This is a genomic window from Bifidobacterium sp. 2450 (assembly GCF_041900695.1).
GTDB classification, from domain to species: domain Bacteria; phylum Actinomycetota; class Actinomycetes; order Actinomycetales; family Bifidobacteriaceae; genus Bifidobacterium; species Bifidobacterium longum.
This window is the reverse complement of the sequence record NZ_JBHEEA010000008.1, coordinates 25379-41831: the sequence shown is the minus strand read 5'-3', so window position 1 is coordinate 41831 and position 16453 is coordinate 25379. Positions and strand designations below refer to the sequence as shown.

Below are 16453 nucleotides of genomic sequence, written 5' to 3'. Positions count from 1 at the left end.
CACGCCATGTATCTCAAGGAACTCACCCTCCGCGGATTCAAATCCTTCGCCTCCGCCACCACGCTGCGCTTCGAGCCCGGCATCACGGCGGTCGTCGGCCCCAACGGTTCGGGCAAGTCGAACATCGTCGACGCCCTGACCTGGGTAATGGGTGAGCAGGGTGCCAAAAACCTGCGCGGCACTTCGATGGAGGACGTGATTTTCGCAGGCACGTCCTCCCGCCCGCCGCTGGGCCGTGCACAGGTGAGCCTGACCATCGATAATTCCGATCACACGCTCGATATCGATTACACGGAAGTCACCATCTCCCGCACCATCTTCCGCAACGGAGGCTCCGAATACGCGATCAACGGCTCGCAATGCCGCCTGCTCGACATTCAGGAACTCCTCTCCGATACCGGTCTTGGCCAGCAGATGCACGTGATCGTAGGCCAGGGACGATTGGATGCGATTCTGAAGGCCGACCCGTCCGGCCACCGTGCGTTCATCGAAGAGGCCGCCGGCATCCTGAAGCACCGCAAGCGCAAGGAACGCGCGTTGCGCAAGCTGGCCAATACCGAAACGAACCTGAGCCGACTCGACGATTTGCTGGGGGAGATTCACCGCCAGCTCGGCCCCCTCGGACGCCAGGCACGTATCTCCCGGCGCGCCGACGCGATTCAGATATCCGTACGCGACGCCCAAGCCCGTCTGTATGCCGAAGACGCCCAACGTTCGATGAGCCGCCGCGACACGGTACGTCAAGAGCTTGGCAATGTGCGTAACCAGCTGGCCGTCGCCCAGCGTGAACTCGCCCAAGTCAAAGTACGCATCGAACAGGTCGAGGCGTTGAGCTCCGAATCCAGTCCGGCCATCGCCAAGGCCAACCAATACTGGCATGAATTCTCGCAGACCCGTGAACGACTGAACGCGCTCGCCCAGTTGGCCGAAGAGCGCAGCCGATCACTCACCGGCCAGATCGCCACCAACTTCGGTGAGGATCCCGGCATGCTCGTCAAACGAGCCGAGGAACTGGAATCTCAGGCCGCGGCACAAACCAAGGCCGTGGCCGATGCGCGCATCGCACTTGACAAGGCCACCGAGGAACGCGCCGACGACGAGAAGAAGCTTGCTTCGGTCCGTCAGACCTTGACGGAACTGCGCAAAACCGCACAGGAGCGCGATGCACAGATCGCTCGATTGCGTGAACTCATCGCCCGCGAGGAATCCGCCGTGCAACTGGCGACCAGCCGCGCCAAGGATTACGCCTCCCAGCGCGACTCGCTGACTTCCCAGCGCGACGATGCCCGGCAACAGCTGGACGCATTGCGCAGCGAAGCGGACTGCATTGCCGACGATGACGGTGCCGCATTGGACGCCGCACGTGCGACGCTCGCCGAATGCCGCGAACGACTGAATGAACGCGCCGATAAGCAGCGCGAGATACAGTCCAAGATCATCTCGCTCAAAGCCAAGGCCGATGCGCTTGCCGACACGCTAGGCAGCCGCAATGCCTCCGGACCGTTGGAACGCGACACGGACGTGGCCTCGCTTGGCCGACTCACCGACTTCATCCATGTGGCCGAAGGCTGGGAAGAAGCCGTGGCCCACGCGCTCGACCAGTATGCCAGCGCCATCGTGGTACCCGAGGCAGACAACATGTTGCACGCCCTCGAACACGCTCGGGAAGATAAGCTCGGCAAAGCCGTGGTGCTGACCGCGAGCATTGCCGGCGATCCCGCCACAGAGCCGGGCACGGAGTCGGAGGAGAGTAGCGCCGAGAACACGGCGGCCGCCCCGCAATCGGTCAGCGCGCTGGCAGCGCTCGTCACTGCGAACCCGGATGCCGAGAACTCGGCGCAGGCCGAAGCGGTCGTGCACACCGTGCGTCTCCTGCTGGCTGATGTAGCCGCGGCCGGCACCGCCGACGAAGCCCAGCACATCGTGGCGTCCGGCGAAGCCATGCGGGCCGTCACCAAGAACGGCGAGACCTTTGTGCACGGCGTGGCGGCGGTCGGCGGCTCTTCCATCTCTCAATCGGACCTGTCTTTGGCCGTACGCCGGGACAAAGCATTGGCACAGGTCAAACAGTTGACCGCTCAAGACGGCGGAATGGCTGAGCAAGTGGCCGAGGCCAAAGCCAAACGCGATGAAGCGGCCCGACTCGTCGACCAGGAATCCGCCAAACGCACCGAAGCCCGGCTCAAAGCCCAACAGGCGGAGAAATCTCTGAAATCCGCCACGGATCGCGTCGCATCGTTCGCCCGTCAGCTCGAGCAGCTGGACAGGAAAATCACCGAGACCCAAGAGAATCGCAACGAGCATCAGCTCAAGCTCGACGATCTCAATCGCGCTTTGGCCTCGGTCCGGCAATCCACAGCGGAACATGCCGATTTCGACGAACTCGATGAACGCGAACGCACGCTGGAGCGCGAACTGAACCTGACTCGCGAGCATGAGGTCGCCGCGAAAATCGCGTGGACCGAAGCAAGCCGCAAAGGGGAGTCACTGAGCCGACAGGCCGGGCTGCTGCGGGACAACGCCAAAGAAGCCGCCGAACGCCGCGCCCGCATCGAGGCGTTGAACGATCGCAGACGCGAGCAGGCCGCACACCTGCAAGGCGTGGCCGATGACGCGCGAGCAGTGGCCGCCATGGTAGAGCATACGCTGCATGACGTGGCCGCCAAACGAGACGAGCTGCAGGCCGCCGCCTCCAGCCATGACGAGGAACTCAAGGCCCTGCGCGCGCAGCGCAACCAGATCGAGCCCAAGGTCACCGATCTGACCGGGCGTGAACATGCCTTGGATGTAAACCGCGAACGGTTGGCCGCCGAATCTGGGCAGCTCATGCAAAAAGTGTCCGACGAACTCGGTCTCACTTTGGAGGAATTGGTTAGTGATTACGGCCCCGAACAGCCGGTGCCCGTGCTGGATGATGAGGGCAACCCTGTGCCGTTGGATGAGACGGAAGCTGAGGCTGAGACCGAAGAGGAAGAAACCGGGGGAGAGACCGGCACCAACGGCGATTCCGCCCGCTTTAAGACCGTGCCGTATAACCGTCAGGAGCAGAAGAAGCGTCTCGATAAGGCTCGCCGCGATCTGGCCGCACTCGGCAAGATCAACCCTTTGGCCACCGAGGAATTCGAAGCGCTTGAGGAGCGGAACAAGTATCTCAATGATCAGCGCAACGATGTGGTCAAATCACGTGACGATTTGATGCAGCTCATCAAGGATCTCGATTCCACGATGGTCCAGGTATTCAAATCCGCGTTCGACGATACCGCCGAGGCATTCGAGCAGATGTTCGCCACGCTGTTCCCAGGCGGCACCGGGCGACTGCGCTTGGAAAACCCGGAAGACATGCTCACCACCGGCGTACTGGTCGAGGCCAGCCCGGCCGGCAAGCGCGTCAAACAGCTGAGTCTCCTGTCCGGCGGCGAACGTTCACTGACCGCGCTGGCGTTGCTGTTCGCGATTTTCACCGCCCGCCCCAGCCCGTTCTATGTGATGGACGAGGTCGAGGCCGCGTTGGACGACGTGAACCTGACCCGTTTGATTAATGCGTTCAATGAGTTACGCGCCCATGCGCAGCTCATCATCATTACGCACCAGCAACGCACCATGTCGATTGCCGACGCGCTTTACGGCGTAACCATGCGAGCCGACGGCGTAACAGCCGTGGTGAGTCAAAAACTCGAACGATAAACGAGTGGTTCCCGCTGGTAGGAACTGGCGCCACAGGTGACAGAGAGTGGCCCATCTCAAAAGACCACCCTCAGTCTCGCTTCGCTCGATAGCTCCCGCCAGCGGGAGCGGGACGGTATTAGCGCAATGCCTTGCGTACGCCTTGGATGGTTTGCAGCGTCTTGTAGAAGACCTTTTTGATGGGTACGTCGCGGGCGGGGGCCACCGGGGTGATTTCCTCGGTGAACTTGCACTTGAACTCGTTAAGACCCTTGAGCGACGGCGCGAAATCGGAGCCGATGCCCATCAGATCGTATTCCGTAATACCTTGCGAGCCCAGGATGCAGCATTCGGAATACAGCAGCTTGTCGGTCACATGCAGACGCATAACCTCGTTGCGCATGCCGGCATAGTAGCGCACCGCATGCGTGCCATTCACGGTGACAATCGACCATGCCACCACACGGTCTTCAATACGTGCGGCGAACACACGGCAATGGTCGGCACCCAACGCGCCGATCATATCGGAATAGTCGCTCATCGGAGCAGGCGTGAATCCATCGCGCTGTCCGGTTTCGACCATCACATCGTAATATTCGGAGAAATCGGTCAGGGCCTTATCCGTCTCATCGGCAACCTCGGCCGGGCATTCACGTAGAGACTTGCGCACGTCACGGCGTCCACGACGCTTCATCCGAGCCAGAATCTCATCATCGCCACCGGTGACGTCGATGACCACGGTCTGGTCGTACGGCACTGTGGAGAGCACCTTCTCCGTACCATCGGCGAACCAGGTGTCGATACGCAGGAATGCGATGTTCTTGTCGGCCTTCTTGACGGTGTCCACGATGGCGTCTACGACCTCGCGCTCCTCAGCCTCGGTGGGCTTGGTGACCCACGCCGGCCCATGCATTGAGCGCAGATAATGATAACCGTGCGTCTCAAAATCGATAAAGGAGATCACGGCGACCAATTCACTATCACGCTTGATCAGATAATCGCCCCATGGTGTGCGTCCGTCGATATCCGCCTGAAAACCAGACCAAACCTTGGTCTGTTCGATGGGCAACGTGATGCCGGTCCTCTCGGCTTCGGCTTCCAGTGTGGCTCCGTCAACTTTCTCCAACGTGATCATTACGATTCAGCTATCCTTTTTCGTTCGTATCCGTATGTTGTGTTTCTGGTTTGGTCGTATTGCGCGTGATCTGATGTGGGCCAATCGGGATCCGATCAGGATCTGATTGGCCGGAATCCCGTCACAAGCCAAACATGCGTTCGACGACGTGATCGTCGCCGTCGAACGGCACATGCTTGTGATGGTCCTTGATCCAACGCTCGTTGCCCTTGCCGATGATCAGCAGGATGTTGAATCGGTCGGCGTGCGCACGGGCATCGTGAATGGCGTTGGTGATGGCCGTCGGACGGTCGGAAATCACCGTGGAGGCCACATCCTTGTTCGTGATGTAGCCTTGCATTTCCATGCAGATGTCGATGATCGGCTCGGTGTCCGTATCTTCGGCGGTGAAAATGAAGTTCGCGATGCGGTTCTCGGCAGCCTCGACGATTTCCTTACGACGATCGTAGGCCTTGTTGCCGGTCGATCCGGTCACCAGCGTGATACGCGGGTTTTCCTCGCCCCAACGCTCGTAGACGAAGTCAAGCAGCGCGGTGACGGATGCGTAGTTGTGCGCATAATCGACGATGGCGAGCGTGTTTGACTGCGGGTCGCGGAACTGTTCCATACGGCCGGCGATACGTACGGATTCGATGGCGTGCAGTGCGTCAGTGTCATCGAGCGATACGCCAACCGCATGGGCGATGGCGATGGCCGCCGCCGCATTGAGGTAGTTGAAGTCGCCATCGATGGACAGATGGTAGTCGCCAAGGGCCTGATCTCCGTCGGCGATGTGGAAGGAGGCGTGCGCCGGGTCGGCGGGCCAGGCGACGACGTCCGCACTGGTGCCGGCATTATCCGCGTCATGCAGGGCGAAGGTGGTCACGCCGATGCCGGCTGCCGCCGCGTCCTCCCGCAACAGATCGGCGTGCAGACTGTCCGCGCCGAGTACCAGCGACTTCGCGTTGGCGATGATCTGGCGCTTGCAATACAGGTAATCCTCGAACGTGGGGTGTTCGATCGGGCTGATGTGGTCGGGGGAGATGTTCAGGAACGCGGCCACATCGAAAGTCAGTCCATAGACGCGGTCCACCTTGTACGCCTGGGAGGAGACCTCCATCACCAGATACTTCATGCCGTTATCGGCCGCCTCGCGCATCATGCGGAAGGCGTCCATCGATTCGGGCGTGGTCAGATCGGATTCGACGTAGGTGTGGCCGTCAAGGCAATTATCGACCGAGGAGAACAATGCGGCCTTGCCGCCGGAGACGGCGTTGATAAGCGCCTGCGTGAAGTACGAGGTGGTCGTCTTGCCCTTGGTGCCGGTGACGCCGATGACCGTGAGCTCGTTCTGCGGATATCCGTAGAACGCGGCGGACAGCAGGCTCATCGCCTTGCGTGCGTCGTTGACGATCAGGCCGGGGGTGGCGGTTGCGGCTGAGTACTCGGTTTCGGCCACGTATGCGGCCAGGCCGGCTTCGTCGATGCCGTTCAGATACTCGGCCTTGAATTGGCCCTTGCAGCACAGCAGGGTACCCGGCGTGACCTTGCGGGTGTCGTAGGTGATGCCGGCGAACGGTTCATCCGCCGAAACGATACGGGCCGGGTCGTCGGTCCAGACATCCCATTGGATGATTTCACGCAGCAGGTGGTGTTCCTTGAGCAGGTCAGCAGCCGAAGCCAAAGTCAAAGCCATAATTGTTTCTCCCTATTATTTAGCCGATACGCCATTCTACAGGTGGGGTGTAGCGTGTTGTGACTCACACGTCATCGACCACGATATGGGCACATGATCTGATTAGAATGGTGAAGCGTGACGACAAGCGAAGCAACTATGCAATCCGGGCAGTCAGCCGGATCGGGCGAGTCCATGGTAGCCAAGCGCGCCAGATTTGAACAGCTCGCCATGCCCGCCGTCAATGCACTGTACCGGCGGGCGATGAGGCTGACCAACAATCCCGATGACGCGCAGGATCTGGTCCAGGACACCTTCGAACGCGGGTTCAAGGCCTTCGACTCATTCCAGCCGGGCTCCAACTTCGAGGCGTGGATGACCACCATCGAGCGCAATGCCTACTTCAACCAGTATGCCAAGGCCAAGCGGCGCCCGCAGCGTGCCAACGACTCCACCGGTGAATACGACGACTGGGATATTTACGATGCCGCCGAACATACGTCGGACGGGCTCAAGTCCGCTGAAGAGGAATATTTGGACGCCTTCGCGCCCGGGGAAATCATGGCCGCGCTCGCCAAACTCTCGCCGGAACGCCGGCAGGTGTTCATCGACGCCGCCATCGACGGCAAGTCCTACCAGCAGGTGGCCGATGAGCAGGGCGTGAAAATCGGCACGGTGATGAGCCGCCTGAATCGCGCCCGCACGCAACTCAAGCGTGAGCTCGCCTCGTATGCGAAAGAGCGCGGGTACGTGACTGGTTCGTCGGCTGGTTCACGGTCTGGTTCGTCGGCTGGTTCACCATCCGCGAAGTTGGGCGAAAACGTTGGTCGAATCGCCGATCCCGGCCATAATGGAAGTAGTGAACAAACTGTTGGTAGCAATGGCGACACGCAAGCCGTAGTGAGACATAGTCATGTGACTCACACCCACACGCCACAACAGTCAAGCAAGCTTTCGGGAAAGGAGATCTGATGAACGATCAGCCGGTAGAGCGTACTCGCCACATCTCCATAACCCGTACGGCGGCCGATGGCACAGTCAGCCAGACCGAAGTGCATATCACGGCGGTGCATCATCGTTCAGTGGATACCGGCTCGGCCTCTGCGTCGGTCCAGACGGACGTGCATATCGTTACGGAGGGCGACTGTTTTGACCCCCGTACCTGCTGCGACGAGCGTGAACGGGCGTTGATTGCCGCGTTGCATGCCTACTTGCGCCCGGATGCGGCACCCGAATGTCTGATGGCCCGGCTCAAGGCCACGCTTGATCACTGCTGCGGCGAAGATAAGTAACGACATATACAACAAGGCCCGTCTGATGTATCATCAGACGGGCCTTGAGCGTTCTATAAGAAACGCGAAGAATCAGGCGTTAGGACGCTTGCCGTGGTTGGCGGCCTTCTTACGACGATCCTTGCGCTTACGTCCGCGCATGCCCATGATGGACTCCTTTGCTGCAGTAAAAAATAAGCCTTCGGAATTATGCCACATAAGTATGACGTGATGCAACACGGGTGTCCATGTGGCGATGATCGTCAGGCTTGGTTATTCGGTTTTTCAGATTTGTTCGGCGTGGAAGGTGACCACGGTGGTGTAGTCATCGCCCGGCTCGAGCACAACCAGATCCTTGCCGGTGCGGAAGGCGTCGGCGTAGGCGGTCATCGGTTCGCCGGCCACGCCGGCCTGACGAGCCTTCTCGCCGATTTCGTTGCCGGTGCACACCTGCCAGGAATTGATGGTCTTGTCGCCGGTCAGCGTGACCTTGATGCCGTCGGGGCGGGTGAACATGGCGGAAGTGCTGCCGTCTTCGCCGCGGTTGGTGATATCGGTCCAGGCATCGTCGAAGCCACGTCCCTCCAGCGTGGGGTTATCGCGCAGGTCGAAGATGCCGGAAACCGGCTCTTCACCGGTGGGCAGCAGGTGTTCGTCTACAGTCACGTGAGTATCGCAGTGCAGCTCAAGACGGCAGGGCTCGTTGTCGGCGGTAATGGCCTGACCGGTGGCGTGCTTGCCGTTGGCCAGCCACGGGTGGATGCCAAATGCCCACGGGGCCTTCACGCTGTCGTTGTTGTGCACGGTGAAGGTTTCCGTGAGACCGTTCTCGTCAAGTGCATAAGTGACGGTGATGGTGATATCAAACGGGTAGCCGGCGATGTCGGGGGAACGCCAGGAGAGCGTCACATGTGATTCCTGCAAATCAACGAGCTCCCACATGTAGCGGTAGGCGTAGCCGTGCAGGGAGGATTGGCGGTCGAACTCGTCGATCGGCATCTGGTAGTCTTCGCCATCGAAAGAATACTGACCATTGGTCACGCGGTTCGGGTACGGTGCCAGCACCCAGCCGTTGCAGCAGGGGATGACCTTGTTCGGGTCGAAGGGGACGATGAGGTCTTCGCCGCGCCACTTCAGCTCGCGCAGGCTGGCACCCAGTTCGGTGACGACGGCATTCCATTCGCCGGACGAGATGGCGTATTGGTTACCGGTGCGAGGCTTCAAAGCCATAGTGCACACTCCTTTGTGAAAGCGTATTGTTATCGCTCACAATCGTACCGCATACGGTATGGGGCGCGGCGTACATAGATAACAAATTGGCTCTCCTCAACGAGGAGAGCCAAGACATAAGGCTACTTCTGGATTACTTCTGGGCTACTTCGTAACGCACCACAGTGGTGTAATCACTCTCGGGGGCGAGCGTCACCAAGTGGTCACCAGTGCGGAAGGCATTGGCTGGAGCGGTCATCGGTTCGACGGCGATACCATACGGATGCTCGGAGAACGGCGCGCCAGTGGCGGTGTAGCACTGCCAAGCATTAATCGTCTCATCGCCAATGAGCTTCACTTCAATCCCGTCCGGGCGGGTGAATGTGGTGGTGGTCGTACCATCGGCGGCGCGTTCCACGTCGACCCAGGCATCATCGAAGGTGCGGCCTTCAAGCGTCGGACCATCGTTCAGATCGTAGATGCCGGCTACTGGCTCCGTGCCGGTGGGAATCAGCGCCTCGTTCACCGTCACATGACTGGCGGCCTTGATCTGCAGGTGGCAGGCGGCGGAGTCGGCATCGCGTTCGGCGACAGTCGCGCCCTGCTTGCCGTTGGCCAGCCACGGATGCAGGCCGAGAGCCCACGGTGCCGGCTCGTCGCCGTCATTGCGGGCATTGACGGTCACGGTCATGCCGTTGTCGCCGAGTTCGTAGGTGACGGTCACGGTCACATCGAACGGGTATCCGTCCAGGTTGGGGAAGCGCAGCGAAAGCGTCACGGCGCTATCGGTCAACGATTCAAGCTTCCACATGTAGTGGTAGGCATAGCCGTGGTTCGCATTGTTGCGCGGTGCGGGATGATATTCGTTGACCGGAGCGCAGTAATGCTTGCCATTGAAATCGTATTCGCCGTTTTCGATGCGGTTTGGCCACGGGGCCAGCACATAGCCGTTACAGGTGGGGGTCAGGTCGTTGACGCCGAACGGGCAGAAAATTTCCTTGCCTTGATAATCGAATCGGCGAATCTTGGCGCCGAGTTCGCAGATGACGGCGGAATAATCGCCATAGTGAATCGAATACTGATTTCCGGTGCGTGGTGTTTTACTCGTCATGGAATCACTCCCGTAGTGAGGTGTGGTGGGCCGGTAGCTCCTGCTATCGCTGGCCCCAGTCTAGCGCGTCTCCTCTATCGAGGCGGGGATTGGCGATAGCCGGCATATAATAAACAATTCGTACAAACACGGTAGCAATACGTGGAGTGACGAGTCTCACACCATCATGCGAGAAGCACGTGGATCCCTTGGAAACCGGTGATTCGTGGGAGACGCGGAAAAGTTGTGACGGCAGATTCCTGTAATCCCTGCCTTACACTGGAAAACACTATTGACGTTCAGGAGGTTCCGATGACCAAAAGCGTTGTGCTCGCTGATCCGCGAGGCTTCTGCGCGGGTGTGGACCGTGCGATTCTTACCGTACAGACCATTCTCAAAGCCGCGGAGGCTTCCGGAAAGCGGACGCGCGAGGATGGGCTGCCCCCGGTATATGTGCGCCGGCAGATCGTGCACAACAAGCATGTGGTCGAGGACTTGGCCGGGCAAGGCGCGGTGTTCGTCCAGGAATTGGCGGAGATTCCGGATGCTGCTGCCCAAGCGGGTATTCCGGTGGTGTTTTCCGCCCATGGCGTATCTCCGGTAGTGAAGGCGGAAGCCGAACGTCGTGGCATGCATGTGGTGGATGCCACCTGCCCTCTGGTGGGTAAGGTGCACCGTGAGGTGCTGCGTTTCGTGCGCGAGGGGTATGAAATCGTCTATATCGGGCACAAGGGCCACGATGAAGCGGTCGGCGTGGTGGGGGAGAGCCCCGAACATGTGCACTTGATCGAGCATGAATCGGATGTCGATTCGTTGGATTTTGCGCCCGACACCAAGCTGGTGCTGCTCTCGCAGACTACGTTGAGTGTGGATGAGACCGCCGGCACCATTGCCGCGCTGAAGGCCAAGTTCCCGTGGATTCAAGAGCCGCCGAGTTCGGATATCTGCTATGCCACGTCGAATCGTCAGGCTGCGGTCAAACTGGTGGCCCAGCAGTCCGATTGCGTGGTGATTGTCGGATCGGCCAACTCCTCGAATTCCGTGCGACTGATGGAGGTGGCGCAGGAGGGCTTGGGGGAGCGCGGCAAAGCGTATCGCGTGGATGATGCCAGCGAGCTTGCCCCGGCATGGTTCGAGGGTCTGGAATCCGTGGGTATCTCCTCCGGTGCCTCCGTGCCGGACGAACTGGTGTCCGGTGTGATTGACGCTCTGCAAAACTTGGGCTTCACCGGTATGAAGTCCGTCGAAACCATCAAAGAAAACATGCACTTCGTGCTGCCGGCGGAGTTGCGCAGGAAGCCCTCGCGGTAAACCGCTCGCTTCGCCTACGAACAGCCCACTGGGCCGTCCGTTTTACGGCTCAGTCTGCCGAATTGCGTAAGCGGCCTTTTCAATAGATTGCTTATCAGGCATTTTAATGATGGATTCGTATGGTTACAGATTAGTAATGCTGATTAATGCCATTGAAGATATGAGAATAATGTAAAGTTTTTTTTTCAACTATAGTTGATATTGATGTGCCTACATTTTTGAAGGTATCATTTGCCATCTATAAATTCAGTTTCGAATTGCATCGGTTTGTCTGCAATATGAATATTTGATTTTTTTTTGGGGGGGGGCGGTGTTATTGGGGTTCAGGGCCATGTCTGGAGTCGGTCGGTTATTGCGGTTCGGGGCCGAGGATATTGCCGTTGAAGGCCGTTGGTGGTTAGGCTCCTTTCTTTTTAAGTGATTGTGAACCATGAGCCCAGTGGGCGTTTTGTCTGGAGGGGGGGGGTATCGTTTTCGGCATCGGCATAGGAGCCGAAGGGAAGGCCGGAAGGAGGCTTCGCAAAATATGAGCGGGTCATTTATTGCGTTGAATAGTGTTCTGCATTTGTCCAAGCATGAGCTGGATACGATGAAGGTTCGTTTTGTTGACCGGAATGAAGAAACAACAGCATACAAAGAATATATGAAATCTCCTTCAAATGTTAACGATGGCTGGTTTCTGTGGAGAACGAAGATAGATCGCTTTCGTATGGGAGAGTCGGGTATGTGTCTTATGCGGTTGCCGAAAAATTCTGATTTATGGTTGTTGACAACAATCAAAACGATTGTCAGGGAGCTTGCTCCTAAAGGATCTGTTCCTGGCCCTGCCTACATGGGTGAAGAGTGGTCATCTCTTCGGCCCTTTTATGGTCGTCTGATTATTCGTTATCACAAAAGTCGTCCTGTCTTAGTGCGTCTAAACACCATCATTGATGATCTCACGGTTGATTCTATCTTAAGTAGTGCAGTTACTTGGAATATGGAGTAAAGGTGTGAGCCAGCTATGAAAAAGAAAGCATTATTTATCATACCGGTGGTTGTTCTCCTTGTTCTTGGTAGCGTTATATTTGCAAAAAATATGAGACTATGCTCAACGATGGAAAAAAAGCGCAATGAAGAAATAGGTAAGGCAATAGAGCCTGCTGATGAAACAAATGTGAGCGAGGATAATGATGCAGACAAAGATGATTCCAAAGAAGACGATGATGCCTCCGATAATCCGCAATCAGTGACCAGAGAAATCAATTTCGAAAGTATATTTCTTTGCTTAGATCAATACAATTCTGTATTTAGCGGAAACAGCGCTGATGCATATTTTAAAATTGACCGAGACAGAGATGATAACAGTATTGCATATCTGCAATTTAAAGGACCAAATTATGATCGGATGAGGATGTATGACGGCTATGATTTAGAATCTCATGATTATGCAGTCACGATGGGGCTGGGGTGTATTGCGTGGGACGTCGGTTATGAGCCGGGCTTGGATTCAGGGACTGCTGGTGAACGATTGCGAGGATATCTGGAAGGGCTTGGATTGCAAAATCAAATTGATGAATATTCAGGTATCTATGGCAGTTCGATTTGGAATATAGAGTTCTCACCTTTGACTGATGTAGCACAGGCTCGCTGTACGCACAATAAAGGTTTTACAGTATGCCATATACAAGCAGCTGGAACAGGGGAGTCCACGATTACATATGACATACAGTGATTAATTTATAACAGAATAAACGAATAAAGGAAGTAGAATGAATAGAAAAATTAAATATTATTCTGCTGTTGTATTGGCTTTGATTATTGGAACTCTTATTTCCGCATGTTCGGTTCCATTGGGTAGTAATCCATATGGCACATACGAAGGGATGCTGGAGGATTGTGGTCATGGAGACAACATAAAAGAAATGCAATTCTACTCATTGTCATGTGATTATACCTTCACCATAAATAAGAATGGGACTTTGTCCGCTAATGTCGTTTATTATGATCAAAAAACCGGAGATGAAGTTACAATAGATAGCGTTCCCGGCGAAGTGTGGGGTGGCGCAGGATTGGTTAATATTCAGAATGGGAAGGTCGTTTCGGGCTCTCCAGAAGATAATTGGTTTGATGTCGAACTTAATACAGGAGATACTGTGAGAGTTTCAATTGAAAATAATGACATGACTTTTGACGTTGGAGGCGATCACGAGTTCACTCTTGAAAAGCAGTGAAACATTCGGGGTTAGTAAAGTACAATAATTGAGACTGATGGTTACGTTATTTATGCGACCGTCAGTCTCGAATTTTATGTATGAGAGAAGAGATTTCAACGAAATATAGAGAATAGCCGAGAAAATGTAGTGACTGAAAGCTGATTCCGTCACCACGTGCCGATCGGTGCGGCAACGGCGTTCAGGACCTTGAGCAGGTCCTGTGGATTCACGCCCACAGACAGGCCTCGCTTGCCGCCGGAGACCAGAATCTGGTCGAATTGCAGGGCGCTTTCATCCAACACAGTCTTATGACGTGTCTTCTGGCCCAACGGCGAGATGCCACCTACCACATAGCCGGATTCGCGCATTGCCACCTTGGGATCGGCCATAGAGGCCTTCTTGGCACCTACAGCCGCAGCCAGGGCCTTCAAATCCATATGTCCGCTGACCGGTACCACGCCCACCACACGCTCCGAACCGGTGTCCGCCATCAACGTCTTGAACACCTGATGCTCGTCGAAGCCGAGCTTGGTGGCCGCCTCCACGCCGTAGCCGTCATCCATATGGTCGTTGGAGTGCTCGTATTCGTATACGTGGAATTCCACGCCCGCCTTCTCCAGTTGGACTGTCGCCGGAGTGGAACCCGCGCCTTTATCATGTTTGCTTTTCTTTGCCATGATTACCGTTCTACTACGAAGAGACCCCCGCACAAGGCGGGGGTCTCACAGCTTAGTTCTCAAACGAACCGTAGCGGCCTAGACCGCAGTGGTTCACTCGGAGATCTCAGCGAAGTACAGCAGGGTACGGATCATGTTGGAGGTGAAGCCGTACTCGTTGTCGTAGAAGGACACGGTGCGAGCCAGGGTCACGCCGTCAATGGTGTTGACGTCGGTCTGGGTCGGGTCGAACACGCCACCGTGGGTGTCGCCGAGGATGTCGGAGGAGACGATGCCCTCATCGTTGTAGCCGTAGTAATCGGTGTCGGAGAAGGCAGCCTTGAAGGCTTCGTTGATCTCGTCGGCGGTGGTCTCGGTGTTCAGAACGGTGGTCAGCTCGGTGACGGAGCCGTCCGGAACCTGGACGCGCTGGGCGTGGCCCTGCAGCTTGCCGTTCACGGACGGAACGACCTTGCCGATGGCCTTGGCAGCGCCGGTGGAGTGGGCGATGGTGTTGATGGCGGCGGCGCGCAGGTTGCGGCCGGTCTTGGTGCCACGCGGGCCATCGAGCAGCATCTGGGTGCCGGTGTAGGCGTGGATGGTGGTCATGAAGCCGGCCTTGATGCCGAACTTCTCGTCCAGCAGCTTGACCATGGCGGCCATGGAGTTGGTGGTGCAGGAGCCGGCGGAGACGATCACGTCGGAAGCCTTGAGGATGTCGTGGTTCACGCCGAACACAACGGTCGGGGTGGTGTCATCCTTGGCCGGGGCGGAGATCAGGACCTTCTTGGCGCCAGCGTTGATGTGGGCCTGGGACTTCTCGGCGGAGGTGTAGAAGCCGGTGCACTCGAGCACGTACTCAACACCGTCGTTCTTGACCCACGGAATGTTGTTGGCGTCCTTCTCGGCGTAGACCTTGTATTCCTTGCCGTCGACGATGATGGAGTCTTCGGTGGCCTTGACATCAACCGGAGTGCCATCGTCATGACGGAAGGTGCCGTGGGTGCTGTCGTACTTCAGCAGGTAAGCCAGGGTAGCCGGGGTGGTCAGATCGTTGATGGCGGCAACTTCAATGTCACCAGCCTGGCCGCCGCGAGCCTGCAGCTCGAAGATGCGACGGAAGGCGAGACGACCAATGCGACCGAAGCCGTTGATACCAATCTTAACTGTCATGTAATTCTCCCTTGTAGGGTGGCCTTGGCGCGCTTTGGCACACCGGGCCATTGTTTACCAACAGTTGCTACTGTAATGCCGACTCTGTACACATGGCAACGTTTCAGCGTGCGTTTTGGGTAAAAATGCCGTATTTTCTGTGAGCGCTCACAATTCGGATTGCCCGCAACCGACATGTGATTTTCCTCTCCTTTGGAGGAATGTCTCGAATCATCACGAGCAAGCGCGCGGCATGCAAGTCAGCGAACCAGCAGCTTGGACACTTCGGTGTCCAGCTCGCCGATATCGCCGCCGAATTCATGGAATCTGCTCACCTGTGGCAACGCCACTTCGATGGGGAAGGTGACGATCAGTGTGCCGCGTTTCACGCTGATGGCCGCGTCCACGCCGTCGTGGAACTCGTTGCTGACCCCCTGCACCACCGTATTGGTCAGCGTGCCGTCTTTAAGCTCATATTTCAGCCCCGGTTCGTTCACGCCAAGCGAAACATCGGAGTGAGAGAACGCTGACACCATGCGGCCGTCCTCGGGCACCGGATGCGCGGGGAACGAAAGCCTACCATCGGTGATGGCCGTGACGATGAGCCCGTCGCCATACAGATACCCGCTTGCCCCGTGTCGGGCCAGCAGCGCCATAAGCTGGATACCAGAAATCGTATGGTCAATACGGCCGCCAAGCCCGCCATACACGTGAAACTCTCGGCAACCCGCCGACCAACCGACCTTCAGCGCGGAAAGCATGTCCGGGTCGTCCTTCAACGCGGGCAGCGCAATGGTGCGCACAGCGGTGCGGGGCGGCCGGCCCTCCAGCGAATCGAAATCGCCCACCACCACATCGGGCACGATGCCCAACTCGCGCGTATGGTCGAGTCCGCCATCGGCCGCAATCACATACGCACCGGTGGGAACCACGGGCGTGCCCGCATAGTATTCGCCCGCACCAAAAATCACGCATACCTGAGTCATGATGCCTACAGTAGCCGGTATCCACCCATCGACACACGGGCCGCGAATGTCCGGGCGTATGGTAGACTTCCTACTTGGCTTGAGAAATCAAGAAAGCGGGGCAACCCCACCTGGAAGCCTTTCAAGGCCTC

The 16453-nt window shown here is 57.3% G+C and carries 15 protein-coding genes; 7 read left to right on the top strand and 8 right to left on the bottom strand.

Features of this window, described 5'->3' with window-relative positions:
• Window positions 1-6 precede the first annotated feature (6 nt).
• Window positions 7-3684 carry a chromosome segregation protein SMC gene (gene smc, locus ACEUKI_RS06095; protein WP_374156616.1) on the top strand — a complete coding sequence of 1226 codons (3678 nt, stop codon included), beginning with the start codon at window positions 7-9 and terminating at the stop codon, window positions 3682-3684.
• Between the two features lie 118 nt (window positions 3685-3802).
• Here the strand turns inward: smc and ACEUKI_RS06090 are convergent, their stop codons facing one another.
• Window positions 3803-4798 (bottom strand): GNAT family N-acetyltransferase, encoded by a 996-nt coding sequence (locus ACEUKI_RS06090; RefSeq protein WP_080784580.1) that lies wholly within the window; start codon window positions 4796-4798, stop codon window positions 3803-3805.
• A 121-nt stretch (window positions 4799-4919) separates the two neighbouring features.
• Complete coding sequence (locus ACEUKI_RS06085; protein ID WP_115770570.1) at window positions 4920-6473, bottom strand: UDP-N-acetylmuramoyl-L-alanyl-D-glutamate--2,6-diaminopimelate ligase; 1554 nt, start codon at window positions 6471-6473, stop codon at window positions 4920-4922.
• Between the two features lie 138 nt (window positions 6474-6611).
• On the opposite strand from ACEUKI_RS06085, the gene ACEUKI_RS06080 reads away from it, so the two are divergent.
• Together ACEUKI_RS06080 and ACEUKI_RS06075 are read left to right on the top strand one after the other, a co-directional pair.
• Window positions 6612-7424, top strand: coding sequence for a sigma-70 family RNA polymerase sigma factor (locus ACEUKI_RS06080; RefSeq protein WP_181896268.1), 813 nt, complete (start codon window positions 6612-6614; stop codon window positions 7422-7424).
• A complete protein-coding gene (locus ACEUKI_RS06075) occupies window positions 7424-7744 on the top strand; it encodes a hypothetical protein (protein WP_080784588.1) in 321 nt (106 codons plus the stop codon). The genes ACEUKI_RS06080 and ACEUKI_RS06075 overlap by 1 nt, the downstream gene beginning before the upstream one ends.
• Window positions 7745-7816: 72 nt before the next feature.
• On the opposite strand, the gene ACEUKI_RS06070 is transcribed toward ACEUKI_RS06075, so the two are convergent.
• The 3 genes from ACEUKI_RS06070 to ACEUKI_RS06060 form a co-directional block, all read right to left on the bottom strand.
• Window positions 7817-7891: a 50S ribosomal protein bL37 gene (locus ACEUKI_RS06070; RefSeq protein ID WP_003817083.1), complete on the bottom strand. Its 75-nt coding sequence runs from the start codon at window positions 7889-7891 to the stop codon at window positions 7817-7819.
• 117 nt (window positions 7892-8008) lie between these two features.
• Window positions 8009-8953, bottom strand: coding sequence for an aldose 1-epimerase family protein (locus ACEUKI_RS06065; protein WP_374156615.1), 945 nt, complete (start codon window positions 8951-8953; stop codon window positions 8009-8011).
• 133 nt (window positions 8954-9086) lie between these two features.
• On the bottom strand, window positions 9087-10043 hold the full coding sequence (locus ACEUKI_RS06060; protein ID WP_080784590.1) for an aldose 1-epimerase family protein: 957 nt from the start codon (window positions 10041-10043) through the stop codon (window positions 9087-9089).
• A gap of 270 nt (window positions 10044-10313) precedes the next feature.
• Here ACEUKI_RS06060 and ACEUKI_RS06055 point away from each other — a divergent pair, with 270 nt between their 5' ends.
• The 4 genes from ACEUKI_RS06055 to ACEUKI_RS06040 all read left to right on the top strand — a co-directional run bounded on the left by ACEUKI_RS06055 (window position 10314) and on the right by ACEUKI_RS06040 (window position 13546).
• A complete protein-coding gene (locus ACEUKI_RS06055; protein WP_256866769.1) occupies window positions 10314-11333 on the top strand; it encodes a 4-hydroxy-3-methylbut-2-enyl diphosphate reductase in 1020 nt (339 codons plus the stop codon).
• A 526-nt stretch (window positions 11334-11859) separates the two neighbouring features.
• Complete coding sequence (locus ACEUKI_RS06050; RefSeq protein WP_143247981.1) at window positions 11860-12321, top strand: hypothetical protein; 462 nt, start codon at window positions 11860-11862, stop codon at window positions 12319-12321.
• A 15-nt stretch (window positions 12322-12336) separates the two neighbouring features.
• Window positions 12337-13047: a hypothetical protein gene (locus ACEUKI_RS06045; RefSeq protein WP_374156614.1), complete on the top strand. Its 711-nt coding sequence runs from the start codon at window positions 12337-12339 to the stop codon at window positions 13045-13047.
• Window positions 13048-13084: 37 nt separating this feature from the next.
• Entirely contained in the window at window positions 13085-13546 is a 462-nt protein-coding gene (locus ACEUKI_RS06040) for a hypothetical protein (RefSeq protein WP_143247983.1), read from the top strand.
• 149 nt (window positions 13547-13695) lie between these two features.
• Here ACEUKI_RS06040 and ybaK read toward each other — a convergent pair whose 3' ends face one another.
• The 3 genes from ybaK to ACEUKI_RS06025 all read right to left on the bottom strand — a co-directional run bounded on the left by ybaK (window position 13696) and on the right by ACEUKI_RS06025 (window position 16322).
• Window positions 13696-14205 carry a Cys-tRNA(Pro) deacylase gene (gene ybaK, locus ACEUKI_RS06035; RefSeq protein ID WP_013410753.1) on the bottom strand — a complete coding sequence of 170 codons (510 nt, stop codon included), beginning with the start codon at window positions 14203-14205 and terminating at the stop codon, window positions 13696-13698.
• A gap of 93 nt (window positions 14206-14298) precedes the next feature.
• Window positions 14299-15357, bottom strand: coding sequence for a type I glyceraldehyde-3-phosphate dehydrogenase (gap, locus tag ACEUKI_RS06030; protein WP_003830594.1), 1059 nt, complete (start codon window positions 15355-15357; stop codon window positions 14299-14301).
• 239 nt (window positions 15358-15596) lie between these two features.
• Window positions 15597-16322, bottom strand: coding sequence for a thiamine diphosphokinase (locus ACEUKI_RS06025; RefSeq protein ID WP_080784595.1), 726 nt, complete (start codon window positions 16320-16322; stop codon window positions 15597-15599).
• Between the last annotated feature and the right edge of the window lie 131 nt (window positions 16323-16453).